A 17,051-nucleotide genomic window follows, 5' to 3' on the forward strand; every position below is an offset into this window, starting at 1 on the left:
CTACACCTTCATCGCAATGGACTTCCACCATCTATTCCTTGCCGGTCTCCCGGCGCACCCAAAGTAGTGTTAGGGCTTCAATATCGCTGCGCGTGCGATTGTAGACGATGAGATGATGGCTAGCCTTTAGCAGGTTCCGCGCCATTGGCGCACCCATGTGGCCAAGCCCGATGAAGCCGAGGTCCATCGCAGGCATCGTCAACTAATCGATCGCCGAGCTGAAGGAGGCGAGTCTCAGAGGTCGAGAGTCGGCGATAGCGCTTGTCCTGGAGATCTCGCGCCAAGTCGCAAAGGCTCGTTCGCGCGAAGCTCGACGGAAGTCGGCCGTGACGGCTCCGGGATAGGGGATGTGGAAAAGGTTCGCGACCTGATCGTGAACTGACAGAAACCGTTGAGCCTGATGGGGACGATTTTAAACGCTTCATGATCCGCTCGCGTCGCCGCGTCGGCTGATGAGAATTCTCGGCCCGATTGTTGAGAGCTTTGTGCTGGCGATGTTCGACGTGAAAGCCCATCTTCGCCCTCGCAGCGCCGTACGAACGCAGCTTATCCGTGATCATCACGCGCGGCGGCGTGCCGGCGGATTTCAAGAGCTTCTTCATGAGCCGCTGGGCAGCGCGCTAGTCTCTCTTCGGCGCTGGATCAAGACGTCGAGAACGAAGCCATTCTGGTCGACAGCGCGCCAGAGCCAATGTTGTTCGCCCGCGATCGAGATAACGACCTCGTCCAGATGCCATTTGTCACCGCGGGTGGGAGCGCGCTCGACGGATCCGATCGGAGAACAGCTTGCCGAATTTCCGTCCCCCCTGGCGCACGGTTTCATAGGTCATGCCAATGCCACGCGCCGCCAGCATTTCCTTGACCATGCGCAAGCTTAAGGGAAACCGGAAATACAACCACCGTTCATGATGAAGGATCTCGCACAAAACCCGAATGCGCAAGTGGCAGGACTGGCGATAGCAGGACCACTCCGAACACCGTCATCCATGGGCGGAGGTCAAAATCCATCCCTGCAACGAACCTGCTTGTCTTGTCATGCATTTCCCCTGTCGTGACATGCTTGTTGTCGGCCAAAATGCTACAGAGTTTACCTTCAGTCCACGGATGTGGCCGATCCACCGCGGTAGCGACGTCCGTCAAATTCCCATGTGACTTCGCCTGCTTCTAATCAGACGGGCGCAGCCAGAAACGCGTAGCCTTCACGAAGAAGGCCCATCGAATAGTCGCGGCCATGCTCCGGTTTGCGCTCTTCCCGGCAAATGGCGTATGCAATGTCGTATACGCGCCCGACTCTTTCTTCGCGGCGTCGGCAATAGGTCTTGAGCGCAGTCTCCAGATCGTCGTTGCGATTCAGTTCCTGGGCCAGAACCAGCGCATCCTCGATCGCCATTCCGCCGCCGGATGTCATTTGCGGCATCAACGAATGGGCAGCATCGCCGAGCAGCACGACACGGCCACGGTGCCAGGGGGCTGGCATCATCAAGACATCAAATGGGCGGTAGCTTATGTGCTTGTCTTCGCCGATCACCTTGGCAGCCGCGACCAGTTCGGGCGCCGTAAAGGGGGCGAGCAGGTTACGGAGATAGTCGCACACCTGATCTTGCGGAATACGAAGCTTTTCGTCCGTGCTTTCCAGGAAGAATAGATAGCACAATTCCTTCGATAGCGGCAGCGCGCCAACTACGCGGCCCGTCGGAAGGCGGTACAGGACGAAGCCATTCATCGCCTCGGTGCGAGAAACCGTATAACGCCATACCCCTTGGCCGGCGTAGTGCGGCTTGAACTCGTCGCCGAAGATGCTCTGGCGGATCTTGGAATAGACTCCATCCGCAGCGATCAGCAGATCGGCGCGATCTGTCTCGCCGTTCGATAGCTGAACCGTCACCCCTCGATCGTCCTGATCAATACGGGTGATCGTTGTGTTGAAATCGATTTTCGCGCCGCTCTTCGTCGCAAAGTCTTCCAGAATCTGTCCCAGACGTGGCCGCATGAGTCCCAGTGCGGCTGGACGATCAGCGTCCCAAATTCTTGGTGAGGACTGTTCGCTCAGAATCGTTCCCGCGCCATCGCGTACCGACACGGTATCCCAACCAAGGCCGCCTTCGAGGCAGGCATCCACCAATCCCAATTCGGCAAGTGCCCGCAAGGCATTCCCCAGCAGCGTGATACCGGTGCCGATCCGGTCACGCTTATCTCCCATCTCAATGACTCTGGTAGATACGCCTATCCGCTGAAGCGCATGGGCGACCGTCAAGCCGCCAATCCCGCCACCTACGATGAAAACCTTCTTCACCGCGCCCATTTCTCCTCCTCCACTTGTTGGTATCTTTTTTATTTCTTGGCGATCACCCCCCGGGGGCCGCCGCGTTCTATGAAAAGCATTGTATTCTGTAACCTACCAATCCTGCTCTCGCCGAGCACCACCAAGCGCAACACCGATCCCGCTTACATCCATTTCAATGACGTCGTCGGGCTCGATCCGCTCGTCCAAAGATCGGCACACGACTACCCATCGCGCGCTAGAGCGAGACCGCAATGTACTTTGGTTTCAAGGTATTCCTTGATGCCTTCGGTTCGAGCCTTCACGACCGAGGCCGCTTGCCTTGCTGCCACCGAAGGGCGCCGCCCGATCGGACGCAAGTCCTCTGTTCAGCGCGACCATGCCGCTCTGCATTTGCCCGGAAAGGCGCAAACCACGCTTCAGGTCCTCGGTGTAGACGTAGGAAATCGGCCCAAATTCGGTGTCGTTGGCCAACTTCACGGCGCGCGCCTCATCGTCGAAGGGTGTTCGCCGTCAGGACCTGTGAGACAAATTGAAGGATTTTGCGGAGGGAGGATTTCTGGTTCATCGTAGCCACCAGGAGCGAAGATGAAGCAGAAATCCGTACCGGGCAAAGTGCCGCAGAACAAGTTCTAAAAGACATTCTGCGACAAACCCGCCGGCATTATTCGTCGGAGGAGAAGATCCGCATTGTGCTGGAAGGATTGCGCGGCGAGGAAAATATCTCCGAGCTCTGTCGCCGCGAGGGCATTGCCGCCTCGATGTATTACGGCTGGTCCAAGGAGTTCCTCGAGGCCGGCAAGCGCCGCCTGGCGGGCGACACGGCACGAGCTGCGACCTCCGGCGAGGTGAAGGATCTCCGCCGGGAGACTGTTGCCCTGAAGGAGGCCGTAGCCGATCTGACCCTGGAGAACCGTCTGCTCAAAAATAGCATGAACGGGCTCTACAGGTGAATGCTCCGCATTCACCTGTCGGGTGAGAGAGGGGGAGGACGAGGCATGAGGTATCCCGCCTCTGAGAAGGCCGAGATCATCCAGCAGGTCGAGCAATCGCATCTTCCCGCCAAGCGCACGCTGGACAAGATCGGTATCCCGCGCGCCACATTCTATCGCTGGTATGATCGCTACCGCGAGGGAGGCGTTGAAGCGCTGGCCGATCACCGGTCTCGACCAGACCGGGTCTGGAATCGCATCCCCGACGATGTGCGGGGTCAGATCATCGACCTGGCGTTGGAGTTGCCTGAGCTGTCGCCACGCGAGCTGGCCGTGCGGTTCACCGACGAACGAAAGTACTTTGTATCCGAGGCCTCGGTCTACCGGCTGCTGAAGGCGCATGACCTCATCACCAGCCCGGCCTATGTGGTGATCAAGGCCGCGAACGAGTTCAAGGACAAGACGACGGCCGTCAGTCAGCTCTGGCAGACCGACTTCACCTACCTCAAGATCACCGGATGGGGGTGGTACTATCTCTCGACCGTGCTTGACGACTTCTCGCGCTACATCGTGGCCTGGAGGCTTGGTCCCACCATGTGCGCTTCCGACGTCACAGCCACCCTCGACCAGGCACTCGCTGTATCCGGCCTTGACCACATCGCCGTCGCGCACCGGCCAAGGCTTCTCAGCGACAATGGTTCGAGTTACGTGGCGGACGATCTGGCCAAGTGGCTCGACCAGAAGGGCATGCAGCATGTGCGCGGCGCTCCGTACCATGACCCAGGGAAAGATCGAGCGGAAAGATCGAGCGCTGGCATCAGACGCTGAAGAACCGCATCCTGCTCGACAACTACTACCTGCCCGGTGATCTCGAACGTCAGGTACGGGCCTTCGTCGAACACTACAATCACGTCCGTTATCATGAGAGCATCGACAACCTCACAGCAGCCGATGCCTACTTCGGCAGGGCCGAGGCGATCCTCGCAGAACGAAAACGCATCCGAGGGAAACGATCCATTTTTCCATCATGACCGTGATCCCAAGCTCTTTTTCCGTCTCTATCCTTGCTGCGTTGAGTGCTGCGACCGCTTGCGTTTGGTCGACAAACGAACCCTCCAAGGTGGTGTTCGGAAGAGTAAATAGAGTGTCGTCATGGTCCAGAATCCAGGGAAACCAGCCGTACTCGATCGCATTTGTAAGAAAGTGTTCGTGCGGGTCTGGCCTAGCCTCTTTTAGATCGTACGAGGCAATAAATGTGGGCATCATGGTTGCTCCACTCTGCGGCGCACACGCGGACTTGGAGGCACGCGGACATGACTCGACGCCGTGGAGAGTGAAAACCCGCCGCTGTTCCTGCCGCGCCCGCGCTGCCAGTGAAGTTGGCGGCGGTGACTCGGCGCTCACGGCTCCGGAAGCGCTGTCCCCACCACGCGCTGCAAACTTCGGTGGCCAGCCTTCGCCCTTGGATTCGCGAGACCGACCACCTCCCCGAGAGGCTTCAATTCCAAGGGCGCTACCAGACAGTATCGCTGAGAACGACTGGAAGCACCTACCAAGATTGGTTGGTGCCGATCTGATGTGGCCTGGGGCAAATGCGCCATGGCGACTGAATTAGATACGATTTTTGATGTGATTGAGCGTCACCGCGAGCTTTCCGCGCAGCACGCCGCCGCGGCATCGGTATCCTCGAAACTTGTCGCAGGTCCCGAGTTTGATGCCGCCGACGCGATCAGCGAGGAAAGAGGGTTGGCTCTCGAGGAGTATGCAGACGTGCTCATCCACTCCAAGCCTACTACGCTTGCGGGCGTAATCGCCCTGAGCCGCTACGTAGCCAGCCTACCGGCTTGGCTGCTGTCTGATGAAAATGATTGGCACCAATCGTTTCTGAGGACGCTGGCGGACGCGGTGGATGAGATCAGTGTGAGGTAGCGCCACCTCTGGAATTGAACCGGCCGGTGCGCGGGAAGCGCAAGAGAGCTATCGCTGAAAGTTGGTGACGGCGGAATCGCAAAGGCGGCACCCCGTGGGGGGGCTTGACGCCTCCACTTCTCCACCGAAGGAGCGATATGCCGTGTCCAACGATAACGTCATCCAGCCGATTCAGCCAGGAATCGTTGACGATCAACTCACAGAAGTCTTGCGCAACGGGGCACGTGCCTTCTCGCCAAGGCGGTCGAGGCCAAAGTCGCAGACTTTCTCGGCCAGCATGCCGATTTGAAGACCGCGGACGGCCACCAGCGCATCGCGCGCCACGGTCACCTGCCGGAGCGCGAGGTGATGGCCGGCATCGGTCCGGTCGCCGTCCGCCGGCCGCGTGTACGCGCTCGCGAGGCGGCCGCTACCTGGGCGCCGGTTCTCTCCGTCGATGCTGCGGCCAACATGCGCCACTCCAAGTCGATCGAGACACTGCTGCCGATCCTTTACCTGAAAGGGATCTCGACCGGCGACTTCTCCGAGGCGCTGCCGGCGCTGCTCGGCAACGATGCTGGCGGGTTGTCGGCATCCGCGATCGGCCGGCTGGAGGACGTCGGATTGACGAGCACGCCGCGTGGCAGAAGCGCGATCTGTCGGCGAAGCGCTACATCTACATCTGGGCCGACGGCATCCATTCCAAGCACCGCCCGCACAGCGCTTCGTCAGACAGATTGTGCATATGTTTGAGGATGAACAGCCCGGCCACGAGCCTCGTTGGCAGCGGCGGCTGGCCCGGCCCGTTGCGACACACCGAGCTGAAGCGCTTCGCCAGAAAATCCCAATCAATCTCCGCCGCAAGCCGCACCAGCGGATGACGAAGGTTGATGATCGCATCCAGAGAAGCCCGAAATAGGTCGTCCTGGCGATCGTCGCGCGGCTGACTCACGGCCCGTTCTCCAACAGCGAATCTTGCCGTCAAAGGAATCACGATCCACCAAAATCCGGTATCCCAAAACGCAAGAAACCGACCCTCCCCCCGGCTTTCTTGCAAAATCGAATACTTGCTCAGGTTAAATCATCGCGACGTATCAATCGCTTCCGAATTCTTCACGCGCGGCTCGCGAAGAATTTGAGGAGCTGATCTCGTCGCAGCGTCTTGCGAAAGATGACGACTCCTGAAACATCCGAGCCATGCACCTTGCCAGTCTCCCGGCGCACCAACTGTAAAGCTAAGATAACGAGGCAGTCGGTACCGGTCGTTATCGCGGTCTGCATATGTCGCCGCATTTCCCGCCAGGTCCTTTCGCGCACGCAAGCCGTTTCCGCCCATCCCTCCGGAAGTGCCGGCACCAACAACCCGAGCGCACAGCTTCAGCGATCGTCTGCATCATCAGTTTCGAGTCCGGCAGGAAAACCGCCCTCCATTTGCCTGTGCAAACATCGCTATTGTTGCTCCGCCGAACCATACGATCGACAAAAAGTGACAGCTCTCAACACACTACCCAGCGGCATAATAAATCCGCTCGCGATTTGACGGTTGTTCGGCCTGGGAAATGCCAGTTCCGAAATACCGCGCGTGGGCGACGTCGAGGATACCGTTGACCAAACTCGAGAAGGTGTACCCGGCGGCTTTCGCGGCCAGGACATAAGACGCGCCGATACCGAGTGCGGCCATCGAGTTGATCTCCAGGACAAAGGGGTGCCCGGAGCGGTCGATCCGGATGTCGACGCGGGCGTAATCCCGGCAGCGGCAGGCGCGGAAGGTCGCAACCGAAATATCCCGCAGTATTGTCGCGAGATTGCTCCCGACCTGCGCCGGGCAAATCTTCTGGGGCTCCACGACCGCCATGTGCATCTTGTCTTCCCAAGTGATAAGACGCGTCTCGCGCTCGCCGAAGTCCTGCTCCACCAGAGGCAACGCCTCAAGCTCTCCGTTTCCCAGCAGGGCAACGCAGATCTCCCGCCCTTCGATGTATTCTTCTACGAGCGCATCCTGCGCATATTGCGTGACGATCACTTCTACGGCCTGTCTCAACTGGGCGGGCTCATATACGAGCTGCAATCCGAAGCTCGTGGATTCATGACGCGGCTTTACTACCAACGGGAAGCACAGATCGCCGGTACTCTCGGTGCCCCTACGCATCACACGAAAGTTCGGCGTCGGCACGCCGCAATCGCGGATGAGCTGTTTGGTAATGGCCTTGTCGAGCGCCAGTGCGTGCCCGAGCGGGCTGGAGCCGGTGTACGGAACGCCAGCCATCTCGAGCATGGCCGGAACGTGCGTGTAGCGGCACTCGCCCTGAATTCCGTACGCCATGTTGAAAACGATCCCTGAAGGGCGGGCTTGCGAATCGGGTGGCATGAACCGCTCAAGCGTCGCGAGCAGTCCTTTATCACCTTCGCACAGCAGCGTGTCGTGGTTACCCTCTTGCAGTGCCGCCACCACGCTTTCGACCGTCTTGCGGCCGTATTTCTCCGGGCAAGGTTGACCGAAGTGGTTGATCACGCCCCTATGATCATCGTTCCACACGACGGCTACCCGCATGAGCTGCTCCCTGTATGTTGCCGGCTTTCACGTTCATTCGCCTGGATTTGGCAGATCGAGAGGGACGGCTCGCCTGGAGTGCCCGCGCCCCAAGGCCAGGCGACGAGCGGGTTCACTCCTTCCAACAAGCGGAAATCGAGATACTTGTTGATTAGCAAAATGCACCCGGCCTGCACCAACAGCAGTTCCGGGAATCGCAGGAAGAGTTCCAACGTGCCTGGCAAACTCGATAGAGCCACGATGATGAGGGCGGCCAACACCGTCGTGAAGGCGCGCCAGATCGCTTCACGGACTCCATTTTGGTTGAGCACTTTTGCGAAGCTTTCGCAGGTCAAACACAAGGCGATAACCGGAAAGAACGCAATCTCACGAAGCCAGGCGATATGCCACCATTCCCCCGCGGTCAAAGGCGCAAACAGCAGCGCTGCCGCCAAGCTCAACAGCACAGCCACTCGCGCGTAACTGTGGTCTGTCTTGAGCAGCGGCCGCAAGGCGACAACGACGAGGAGTACGAACAGCAGGAAGGCAAGGCTGATCGGGATGCTGACGGTATCGAAAGCCATCGCCAACAAGATCGGCCGAAGAAGCCCCAGCACCCTGACGCCAAGAGTGAGGCGAAAGAGTACGACGAAGACAGCTCCCAAGGAGACGAACACCACGCTCTCGGCTGACTTGTGGAACTGGGCCGGTAACTCTGTGAGCGAAACAAAACTCGCACTGATGGACGAAGTCGATAGCATCGGCAGTTTGGCGAGCGCTACGCCGAGCGGCAGGACAAAGAGGCCCACGAGCAACCAATCGGTCTTTGGCGCGGCGTCCGCCGAGGCATTCTTATTTCTGCACGTTTCACTCAAGAGAGCACCTCCACCAGGCCATCACGCCGGGGATCGGCAGCGCCTTTCGCGCTTCCGTCAGTCATGAGTTGGAGCGCGTTGACCGAACCCATCGCAAAATTGAGTCGTGATTTGACGATTGGGATGCGGTTACGGGCGCGCAATCTTGCCAACAGGGCATTGCTGGCTGCCGGCCGCTCGATCCAGACTTTGCGACCGACCAGTCCATGTACGCGAGGCGCCGCCACAGCGTCCGTGATATCCAAGCCCAAGTCGATGACTCCACTTAGGACATGGAGAATTGCCGAAATGATCCGTCGACTGCCGGCGGCGCCCAGTGCCAGGAGCGGGCGGCCGGTGGCGCCCTGTAACACCAGCGTTGGGGCCATGTTCGAGCGCGGTCGACAACCTGGTCCGAGCTCATAGGGGTGAGAAAGGCGGGGACACGTGCACAGATAATTGTTGTAGAGGAAACCCAGATCCCGGTGTGCCACCTTGGCGCCGAACACCGATTGGATAGACTGTGTCAGCACTACAATGATGCCATCTCGATCGCAGACCGAAAGATGGGTCGTATCGCCCGGTTCTTCGGCACTGTCGGTCGCGAGCTCTTTGGTACTTTGCGGCGCCAGGATGCTATCTGCGACTTGCCGCGCGTAATCTTCGCTCAACCGCCCTTGACGCGATTGCGGAATGAGATCATCGGGCAGCAACGGGCGGAGCTCCCGCTCGCGAAAGACGGCGGATGACGCGAGCGCGATCGCTTCGTGCCAGCTATCGTCGGATGACTCCGAGTTTGTCGCTGATATCTGCGCGATGATGTTAAGTGCAAACAAGAGTTGCAGTCCGCCGCTAGGCGGCGGGATGCTGAGAATCCGATGGCCGCGATAGGACGTCGAAACCGGCTCCACCTGTGCGGGCGGACCGCAGCTTGCTAGATCTTCTTCGGTGATGAGACCGCCGGCCGCTCGCATATCGGCTGCGATCTGCCGGGCAATTCCGCCGTGATAGAAGTCCTCGGTGCCGAAATCGGCCAACCGGCGAAGCGTGCCCGCGAGCTCCGGTTGTCGAAACATGTGGCCGATTTCCGGTGGCAGACCGTCTTGGAGAAACAGCTCACCGGCCGGCGATGCTCGCAGATCATCGGCCACCCATCGGGCTTGTCGGTGCTGCAATGGCGTGATCGGATAGCCTTCTTCCGCAATGCGGATCGCTGGCGCCATCACAGTTTCGCGGCTGAGCACGCCGTATTTCCTGTGCGCCCAGTCCAGCGTCGCGGGAGTCGATGGAATCGTGCAGGAGCGATACCCGCGCCGCTGCTGGCCCGCTTTGATCGTGTCGAGCGAAGCGGCTGCGGGCGCACGGGAATGTCCGTCGATGATCCGAATTCGATCATCCGCAAAACGGACGAGCAACACGGTCTGCCCGCCCAGACCCGATGCACTGGGTTCGCACACGCAAAGCGCCCAGGCGGCGGCCACAGCGGCGTCGATCGCGTTTCCGCCGGCGCGCAGGATTTCCACCCCGGCTTCGGTAGCGTTCGGGAAAGCCGTCACCACAGCCTCGTGGCGCTGCCCTACGGAAGCGGCAGGGCCGTCGAGCTCCACGCGCTCCAAGTTGGGCATCAGCATCGCGCGCATTTCGATCTCAGCCTTCGGGCAAATCGTCCAACCAGCAGGCGCCCTCGACGTGCCGCCGGGAAAAGACCTTTCCGAGTTCTTCGGGAATCTTGTTTTGATGATATCGCATATACACGCGGCCATCGGCACCAAGGTCGAGAACCTCGATCTTCCCCGTGTAATGGGACATGATGTATTTGAACGTCTTCTGGATACCGCTGAGACGTCGGTTGATGCCGCGCGCGATCTCTATACCGCGCCGCAGCGAGACCTGAAAGTGCGATGCGCCTTTCACCGGCCTGCCTTGAAAAAGATAATAAGGGCGGACGCCCATTTGGTGACACTTTGCAAAGGTCGCCGCCAAGATTTCGGGATCGTCGTTGACTTTCGCCAGAAGCACGGACTGATTCAGAAACTGCACGCCCTGTGCGCGTAGCGCGCGAATGTTGCGCTCCGCATCGACCGAGATCTCGCCGATGTGGTCGAAATGCGCGACGATCACTGCGGTCTTTCCCGCTTCACTGATCCGCCGGAACAACGCCGGGAGTGCGGGATCCTCAAACCGCCTGGGTGCGAAGGCGACTATTTTTGTGCCGAATCGAATTGACTCCAAGTGCGGGATCGGTAGCAGATGATCAAGAATCTCGCCGAGCTTAGCGGTGCTGAGCACGAACGGGTCGCCTCCAGATAGCAGCACGTTCGTCATCTCAGGATGGCCGGCGATATACTGCGCGACCCGGGCGAAATCGGGCGCGATCTCATCGGAGTCCTTGCCGACGATGCGTTTGCGAAAGCAGTAACGGCAATAGGACGCGCAACGGTCCGTTACCAGCAGCAGACCGGTCTGCGCGTATTTGTGCTGAAGCCCGGGCACGACGGTATTGTCATGCTCGCCGCTGGTGTCAAGACTTCCGGGACTCTTGAACTCAGCAATTGTGGGCTCTACAATGTATTTAAGCTGGTCGTAGTAGCCACTGTTGGCGATCTGATCGCGATAAAAATTTGTGGCGTGATACTGCGTGATGTTGTTGGCTTGCAGCTCACTCTCGGTAATGGCGCGCGCGCCCTCGATGAAATTCATGACCGCGGTGTGCGGCCGCAGGCCGTGCGCGATAGGCCGTGATGAGGTGCGCAAACCCGCGCCTCCGGGGTTGTCAGCATGAACAACTCCTTGTTGATCTTGTGATGAGGACGGTATCTCGACCACCGGACGTCTTCCGGTGGCGACGCGAGCTTGCGCAGATCGGCCTAGCATCTTGTTCGTCATAGCTGATTCTCCCCAGCGCGTGGACCGGAACTGATCCCCGGGCAAAGTCTGGACTAGCAATTGATGTGCCACCAGAGACTCTGTGTAGTTAAGCTTCAATGACAATAGGATGATGCGTCTCTTCTGCGCAGCACGAGACGCAGAGTCGGGTTGCCGACATTGTGTCACCAGCCGGACGCGAGTGAATACTAGCTTGGAACGTGAGTCGTGATTCAAGGTCGGGATGATACCCGAAGCAAGAGAAGTCCACCTTTCGAGGAAAGATCGCAAGGTGCTTGAGGCGTGCTGTCGCTCACCGGTGACGTTGCAGCGCGATTTGAAGCGGGCGCGGATAGTTCTGTTGGCGGCGGATGGGCGCAGCACCCGGTCGATCGCCAAGGAAGTTGGGGTCCAGCCGCGGATTGTCATGGCCTTGAAGGGCTGCAAGACAAGCCGCGGCCTGGCAAGCAGCCGATCTATACGAAGACGACCGACAAGCGGATTCTGAAGCTGCTGGATAAGCCGCCACCGCAAGGGTTTGCGCGCTGGACCGGCCCCCTGCTGGCCGAGGCGCTGGGCGATGTCGATGTCCAATATGTCTGGCGGTTCCTGCGCAGCCACAAGATTGACCTGGTGGCTCGCAAGTCCTGGTGCGAGAGCAACGACCCGAACTTTACGGCCAAAGCCGCCGATGTTGTCGGCCTCTATGTCGCGCCGCCGGCGAAGGCCATTGTGCTGTGCGTGGACGAGAAGCCCTCGATCCAGGCTTTGGAGCGAGCGCAGGGTTATCTGAAGTTGCCCAATGGCCGCGCCTTGACCGGCCAAAGCCACGATTACAAGCGGCATGGCACCACAACATTGTTTGCGGCGCTCGAAGTCGCCACCGGAAAGATCATCGCGACCCATTCAAAACGCCGGCGCCGCGTCGAGTTTCTCGATTTCATGAACAGCGTCACCGCGGCTTTTCCGAACCGCAAGCTTCACGTCATCCTCGACAACCTCAACACCCATAAAAAGAACGAGGACTGGCTCAAGGCCCACCCCAACGTGCAATTTCATTTCACGCCGACAAGTGCGTCATGGCTCAATCAGGTCGAAGTATGGTTTTCCATCTTAGCCCATGAACGACCACCTTCGTCGTGACCAGCAAATAAACTATTTTTACGCGTCAGAGTCAGCGGCCTGAGCGGCTTGCTCGCGCAGAAACCTCTCGAGTTCAGCGACGAGCGGCCGTGATCGCTCGTTACGGGTCGTTTGCCGAGCCGGGGCGTCGGCGCCACGGATCTCCTTCTCGATCGCATAGAGTGCGGCGATGCGCGCGAGAACGGCTTCGGCGATGGGTGAGCCGGCTTTCGGAGTCGCTGCGATGATCTTGCGCCTTGAGTGGGACCAACATGCGGCCAGCCGCAGCGGCACGCCGCCTTTGCGCTTGGGCCGTGCGAGCCGATGATAGCCCTGGTATCCGTCGACCTGAAGGATGCCGTCGAAGCCCTCGAGGATGCGCTCAGCATGGTCACCACCGCGTCCTGGCGCGTAGTGGTAGACCACGATTGGTGGATCAGCGCCGCCGTGGCCGCGATCGTCGCGCAGGACAGCCCACAGATAGCCGGTCTTCGTTCGGCCCCGGCCCGGATCGAGCACAGGCGCCCTGGTCTCGTCTATGAACAAGCGGCCCGATTGCTTCATCACGACGCTCATGCGCTCGACCAGCGGCGCGAGGTGGAAGGCGACCGTTCCCATCCAGTCTGCCAGAACGGCGCGATCGATGAAGATGCCATGCCGAGCCAGAACCTGCGACTGACGATAGAGTGGCATGTGCTCGCTGAACTTGGCGACCGCCAGCAGCGCCTCGGTGGGGATGCCACCCTCCACGAGATGGGCGGGCGCCGGCGCCTGAGCAACACCGGTGCAGCCCTTTGCGCAGGCGTAGCGCGGTCGCACCGTCTCGATCACACGATACTGGGCGGCCATGACATCGAGACGGCGGGAGCGATCCTCGCCGATCTGGACCATCCGGCCGCAGCCGCAGGGACACTCGAGGTTCTCGGGTTCGATCACCTGCTCGATGCGCGGCAGGTGCGCGGGAAAGGCACGGGCAGCGCGCCTGGTCCGGCGGCTGGACGGCGCCGTGCCGGCGCGGCGCGCACGATCGTCCTGGCGTTCCTGGACTTCGGCGATGGCAATCTCGATGTCCTCGAGAACCAGTTGCATCTGATCGGGATTGAACTTTTCCGAGCGTTTACCGAAACGTGCGCGCTCGTACTCCTTCACGAGCAGTTCGAGGCGTTCGACGCTCTCTTTGGACGCAGCCAGTTCACTCTCGACATGAAGGCGCGCCGAGCATTCATCGTCTGCGCGACGACGCTCGGCTTCAATCATCGCTTCCTGCGCGCGGAAGAGCGCGCGCAAATCGGCGGGCAGCGCTGCAAGACGGGCGGGATCAATGGGGGACGGCGGCACATCCGCAAGCTATCATCCCAAAGCCCCGCGCGAAACAGGTTGTCGGGTCTGAGTCAGTTCGCCGCAGCTGGCGTCGCGACAATCCGTTCGCCCACCACGCGCGTCAGATGCATGACGCCGTCGCTGATCTGCGGCCACTCGAAACGACCATCGCGGCCAAGGCGCTTGTAGACCAAAACGAGGCCCGTGCCGTCCCATAGCAAAATCTTCAGCCGGTCGGCGCGCTTCGAACGAAAAACCACGATCAGGCCCGAATGCGGATCGAGCCCAAGCGTGTTTTGCACAAGACCGGCCAGCGCGTCGTGCCCGCACCGGAAGTCAACAGGACGCACAGCAAGCACAATCCGCAGTCCCTGCGCCGGAATGATCATGCGCCGCGCTCGATCGCAGTCACGATCTCCGCGATCCGCACCGCCGACACGTCCGCATCCAGGCGGACCGAAACCTTGCCAATCGTAATCTCGACGGGCCCCTCGCTCTTGCCTGACGCCACTGGATCGCTCAGCTCGATCGACACGAAATCCGCCGCGTCGTCCGTGACCAATGCGAGCCGGCCAGCACGCGCCAATCTGCGCCACCTCGTCAACTGCTGGGCCTTCACACCATAACGCCGTGCGACATCACATACCCGGGCGTCGGGCTTCATGCTCTCGAAAACAGCGCGCCCCTTGATCTCCGCAGACCATAACCGGCCTCCAGAACGCGTCCGGCGCGTAAGCTTCCCCACAAAGCCATCAGCTTCGGCTTCCTCCCCCGATTGTTCCATCGCCTTCAGTCTCCTCTCGGCTCTCTGACAAGCCAAGGATCGCAGAGCGAAAGCCGAAGCGAAACCAGTCAATCAAATGGGAGAAAAGCTCCGCTTACAATTTTTGCTCGTTCAGACCGACACAAATTGCTCAAAGATTCGTGGAGAGAAAAGCAGATGAGCGATGAGCCCGACCTCGAGAGCAGAGTCGTTGCAGCGATACGACACTATCGTGCGGCGCTCGACGTGGCGGAAAACCTGGAACGAGAGGACGCGTGCGCGCATCGAGCGCTGACGAGCACCCTGCTCGATTTGGAGCGTGCCCTGCGAGGCGAAGCGGCCCCGCATCTCAACAACAACCTGTTTGAGACCGGCTCCACGGCGGTTGCACGGTCGGATAAAACATGGGCCGACCTGGTCGAGGCGACTGCGAGATTGGATTCGGCCCGTCGAACCTTAGCTGCTCTGGAACGGCAGTTGGGATATCTTCCAAAAGTCTCGAGGGGAGCGGATCACAAGTGAGGTTAGATAAGAGTCTCGCACGATCGGAAGGTTTCCCGACCATTTCAGAGCGGCGGCGGCAACGCTCTGACGGGCTCGTGTCCCAGCCAAAATCCCGCGCCCAAAACAGACCTCTCTGCGTCCTCGTGTTTGGGACCGCCGAGGTACAGCGCGCGAATCGGGACCTTGCTGGATCCCAACCTTCCAACTTTCCCGCCGCCTCGCCGCGTCCTCCTATGCAGGAATAGACCTCGACGCACTGGCTCGATCGTCCTGTCGAGCGTGCACAGTTTCTGATGACGCTGACCAGCGAGTCCTGGTTGAGTTTCTTCTGCTTGTGACTCGGCGTGGAAACGGCATTGCAGCCTCTTCGATCTTCGGCGCGGCTGCGATCATGTGATCAAGCTCTAAAAAATGGTTCGACGACAGGCAGGCGCTTGAGGCCAGCGTCAACGTTGTCGGAAAAGTGGAAGCCGTGCCGGCTCACACCGTAATCAAAACAGACGTCAAGCGCCAATCCAAGGGCCAGAGCTGCGCTTACGATCAACGTCGAACCGATGCGTTCGAACCACCAATCTCATTGGTGGCGCCTGCTCCGGTGCGATCGATGACCCAGGCCACCATGTAGCCCTTGGCCTGCTCGGTCTGCACCTGCCGGAGGGCCTCAGAGTAGGTTAGTAAGGGCTCTTGCGCCGGGTAGACGGCGCGGTCGGTCGGGGTGACAAAGTGATGGCAGCACACGCGATAGTCTTTAGCCTCGAACATCGGAATCCTCCTCTCGCCTCAGGTTGCGCGGCCATACGCGCTTTCAGATACTGCCCTACCACAGAGAATGCGGCCTTTAAGAGGCCGCGCGCTTCTTCAACACCCCATAAGGTTGGTCGGGCTGCCAGACGCAGGTCGGCGATGTCCGACCACATCGCGCGCTTGATTTTCTGCAGCAGCACCGGCAAAGAAGTGCCCGGGTGTCATTCCATAATTCACCCGTGTCCGGACTTCGATTTCCCGTTCGTCCGCAATTGCTCCGTCGATCGCCTCAACGGCTGCACCGATGTCACCTAGTCAGCTTTCAAACCTTGCTGAGGCTGCTGGATCGACAATGCTTGGACCGAGCTCCGGCGCGATTCAGTGAGCTTCTCGATCAGTTCAGACTGCGGTCTCGGTTTTGCCGCGAGACGGTGGGGTTCAAATCGGGCCGTGGAGCCTCCACATCATCGCCACAGTCCGAAGACACCCGCCTGGTGCAATTGATGTAGCGAGAGAATGAATCGTTTGGCCCTGATCGATTCATAGAAAGCATTGGACCTCGCTTCCACAGGAAGCGAGAATCCATGCATGCCGAACCTCAAGCTAGGGCCGCTTTACCTTCGCCGCATCGACACCACCCGCAACATGCGGCGGTTTTACTTGCTTTCGATCCAACCGACCTTGTTCGGCGGGGTCTCGCTGATCCGCAACTGGGGCCGGATCGGCACGACCGGCCAGACGATGGTGCAGACTTTCGATGCCAGCGCTGAAGCGGGCGAAGCATTCGGACGGCTGGAGCGCGCCAAGCGCAGGCGCGGATACACCTCTGCTGAGGAGAGAGTCTGAGGTTTCGTCAATTTCCCGGGGATTACGGATCCACTTACGATGCCTGGAACGTGAAGTGACAGAAACCGTTGAGCCTGACGGGACGATTTGAAACGCTTCATGATCCGCCGCGTTGCCGCGTCGGCTGATGAGAATTCTCAGCCCGATTGTTGAGAGCTCTGTGCTGGCGATGTTCGACGAAAAAGCCCATCTTCGCCCTCGCAGCGCCGTGCGAACGCTTGTCCGTGATCATCACGCGCGGCGGCGTGCCGGCGGATTTCAAGAGCTTCTTCATGAGCCGCTGGGAAACCGGAAATACAACCAAACGGCATAGCTGATCACTTCCGGTGGGAAGCGATGGCGGCGATAAAGAGGGTCCCGGGCGGTCGGCATGCCGGTCGTC

At 59.8% G+C, this 17,051-nt stretch carries 15 protein-coding genes and 6 pseudogenes; 6 read left to right on the top strand and 15 right to left on the bottom strand.

Features of this window, described 5'->3' with window-relative positions; all coding sequences use genetic code 11:
• Positions 1-31 precede the first annotated feature (31 nt).
• The 4 genes and pseudogenes from ACFLEY_RS42735 to ACFLEY_RS42750 all read right to left on the bottom strand — a co-directional run bounded on the left by ACFLEY_RS42735 (position 32) and on the right by ACFLEY_RS42750 (position 2,761).
• Positions 32-187, bottom strand: coding sequence for an NAD(P)-binding domain-containing protein (locus ACFLEY_RS42735; RefSeq protein WP_171901149.1), 156 nt, complete (start codon positions 185-187; stop codon positions 32-34).
• 15 nt (positions 188-202) lie between these two features.
• A pseudogene (locus ACFLEY_RS42740) lies at positions 203-866 on the bottom strand (IS6 family transposase).
• A gap of 302 nt (positions 867-1,168) precedes the next feature.
• On the bottom strand, positions 1,169-2,302 hold the full coding sequence (locus ACFLEY_RS42745) for an FAD-dependent oxidoreductase (RefSeq protein WP_060909220.1): 1,134 nt from the start codon (positions 2,300-2,302) through the stop codon (positions 1,169-1,171).
• Between the two features lie 246 nt (positions 2,303-2,548).
• Entirely contained in the window at positions 2,549-2,761 is a 213-nt protein-coding gene (locus ACFLEY_RS42750) for an aldehyde dehydrogenase family protein (RefSeq protein WP_014498644.1), read from the bottom strand.
• Between the two features lie 108 nt (positions 2,762-2,869).
• On the opposite strand from ACFLEY_RS42750, the pseudogene ACFLEY_RS42755 reads away from it, so the two are divergent.
• A pseudogene (locus tag ACFLEY_RS42755) lies at positions 2,870-4,244 on the top strand (IS3 family transposase).
• On the opposite strand, the gene ACFLEY_RS42760 reads toward ACFLEY_RS42755, so the two are convergent.
• A complete protein-coding gene (locus tag ACFLEY_RS42760) occupies positions 4,153-4,479 on the bottom strand; it encodes a hypothetical protein (RefSeq protein ID WP_162130962.1) in 327 nt (108 codons plus the stop codon). The pseudogene ACFLEY_RS42755 and the gene ACFLEY_RS42760 sit on opposite strands and share 92 nt — an antisense overlap.
• Positions 4,480-4,812: 333 nt before the next feature.
• Between ACFLEY_RS42760 and ACFLEY_RS42765 the strand changes: the two genes are divergently transcribed.
• Together ACFLEY_RS42765 and ACFLEY_RS42770 are read left to right on the top strand one after the other, a co-directional pair.
• Entirely contained in the window at positions 4,813-5,142 is a 330-nt protein-coding gene (locus ACFLEY_RS42765) for a hypothetical protein (protein ID WP_249163443.1), read from the top strand.
• 94 nt (positions 5,143-5,236) lie between these two features.
• A pseudogene (locus ACFLEY_RS42770) lies at positions 5,237-5,834 on the top strand (transposase); the annotation flags it as partial.
• On the opposite strand, the pseudogene ACFLEY_RS42775 reads toward ACFLEY_RS42770, so the two are convergent.
• The 5 genes and pseudogenes from ACFLEY_RS42775 to ACFLEY_RS42795 form a co-directional block, all read right to left on the bottom strand.
• Positions 5,822-6,073, bottom strand: a pseudogene (locus ACFLEY_RS42775) (IS5/IS1182 family transposase); the annotation flags it as partial. The pseudogenes ACFLEY_RS42770 and ACFLEY_RS42775 sit on opposite strands and share 13 nt — an antisense overlap.
• A 552-nt stretch (positions 6,074-6,625) precedes the next feature.
• On the bottom strand, positions 6,626-7,672 hold the full coding sequence (locus ACFLEY_RS42780) for an ATP-grasp domain-containing protein (RefSeq protein ID WP_011090946.1): 1,047 nt from the start codon (positions 7,670-7,672) through the stop codon (positions 6,626-6,628).
• A complete protein-coding gene (locus ACFLEY_RS42785) occupies positions 7,663-8,526 on the bottom strand; it encodes a 7TM domain-containing protein (RefSeq protein ID WP_060909225.1) in 864 nt (287 codons plus the stop codon). Before ACFLEY_RS42785 ends, ACFLEY_RS42780 begins: the two co-directional genes overlap by 10 nt.
• Entirely contained in the window at positions 8,523-10,145 is a 1,623-nt protein-coding gene (locus tag ACFLEY_RS42790; protein ID WP_014498635.1) for a gamma-glutamyltransferase family protein, read from the bottom strand. Before ACFLEY_RS42790 ends, ACFLEY_RS42785 begins: the two co-directional genes overlap by 4 nt.
• A gap of 7 nt (positions 10,146-10,152) precedes the next feature.
• Positions 10,153-11,205 carry a KamA family radical SAM protein gene (locus ACFLEY_RS42795; protein ID WP_396604998.1) on the bottom strand — a complete coding sequence of 351 codons (1,053 nt, stop codon included), beginning with the start codon at positions 11,203-11,205 and terminating at the stop codon, positions 10,153-10,155.
• Positions 11,206-11,614: 409 nt separating this feature from the next.
• Here ACFLEY_RS42795 and ACFLEY_RS42800 point away from each other — a divergent pair.
• Positions 11,615-12,486: pseudogene (locus ACFLEY_RS42800) on the top strand (IS630 family transposase); the annotation flags it as partial.
• Between the two features lie 45 nt (positions 12,487-12,531).
• Here the strand turns inward: ACFLEY_RS42800 and tnpC are convergent.
• The 3 genes from tnpC to ACFLEY_RS42815 are packed head-to-tail and all read right to left on the bottom strand — an operon-like array spanning position 12,532 to position 14,596.
• Positions 12,532-13,830, bottom strand: a complete 1,299-nt coding sequence (gene tnpC, locus ACFLEY_RS42805; RefSeq protein WP_396604430.1) for an IS66 family transposase — start codon at positions 13,828-13,830, stop codon at positions 12,532-12,534.
• 53 nt (positions 13,831-13,883) lie between these two features.
• Positions 13,884-14,201 (bottom strand): IS66 family insertion sequence element accessory protein TnpB, encoded by a 318-nt coding sequence (tnpB, locus tag ACFLEY_RS42810; protein ID WP_396604431.1) that lies wholly within the window; start codon positions 14,199-14,201, stop codon positions 13,884-13,886.
• Positions 14,198-14,596: a transposase gene (locus ACFLEY_RS42815; protein ID WP_026193420.1), complete on the bottom strand. Its 399-nt coding sequence runs from the start codon at positions 14,594-14,596 to the stop codon at positions 14,198-14,200. The genes tnpB and ACFLEY_RS42815 overlap by 4 nt, the downstream gene beginning before the upstream one ends.
• Before the next feature lie 156 nt (positions 14,597-14,752).
• Here ACFLEY_RS42815 and ACFLEY_RS42820 point away from each other — a divergent pair, with 156 nt between their 5' ends.
• Positions 14,753-15,097, top strand: coding sequence for a hypothetical protein (locus ACFLEY_RS42820; RefSeq protein WP_011084509.1), 345 nt, complete (start codon positions 14,753-14,755; stop codon positions 15,095-15,097).
• Between the two features lie 522 nt (positions 15,098-15,619).
• Here ACFLEY_RS42820 and ACFLEY_RS42825 read toward each other — a convergent pair.
• Positions 15,620-15,841 carry a hypothetical protein gene (locus ACFLEY_RS42825; RefSeq protein WP_014497999.1) on the bottom strand — a complete coding sequence of 74 codons (222 nt, stop codon included), beginning with the start codon at positions 15,839-15,841 and terminating at the stop codon, positions 15,620-15,622.
• Positions 15,842-16,411: 570 nt separating this feature from the next.
• On the opposite strand from ACFLEY_RS42825, the gene ACFLEY_RS42830 reads away from it, so the two are divergent.
• Positions 16,412-16,669, top strand: coding sequence for a WGR domain-containing protein (locus tag ACFLEY_RS42830; RefSeq protein WP_060907935.1), 258 nt, complete (start codon positions 16,412-16,414; stop codon positions 16,667-16,669).
• A gap of 50 nt (positions 16,670-16,719) precedes the next feature.
• Here ACFLEY_RS42830 and ACFLEY_RS42835 read toward each other — a convergent pair.
• A pseudogene (locus ACFLEY_RS42835) lies at positions 16,720-17,041 on the bottom strand (DDE-type integrase/transposase/recombinase); the annotation flags it as partial.
• Positions 17,042-17,051: the final 10 nt, after the last annotated feature.

It is taken from the genome of Bradyrhizobium sp. YCK136, from assembly GCF_044570075.1.
Classification (GTDB): Bacteria; Pseudomonadota; Alphaproteobacteria; order Rhizobiales; family Xanthobacteraceae; genus Bradyrhizobium; species Bradyrhizobium diazoefficiens.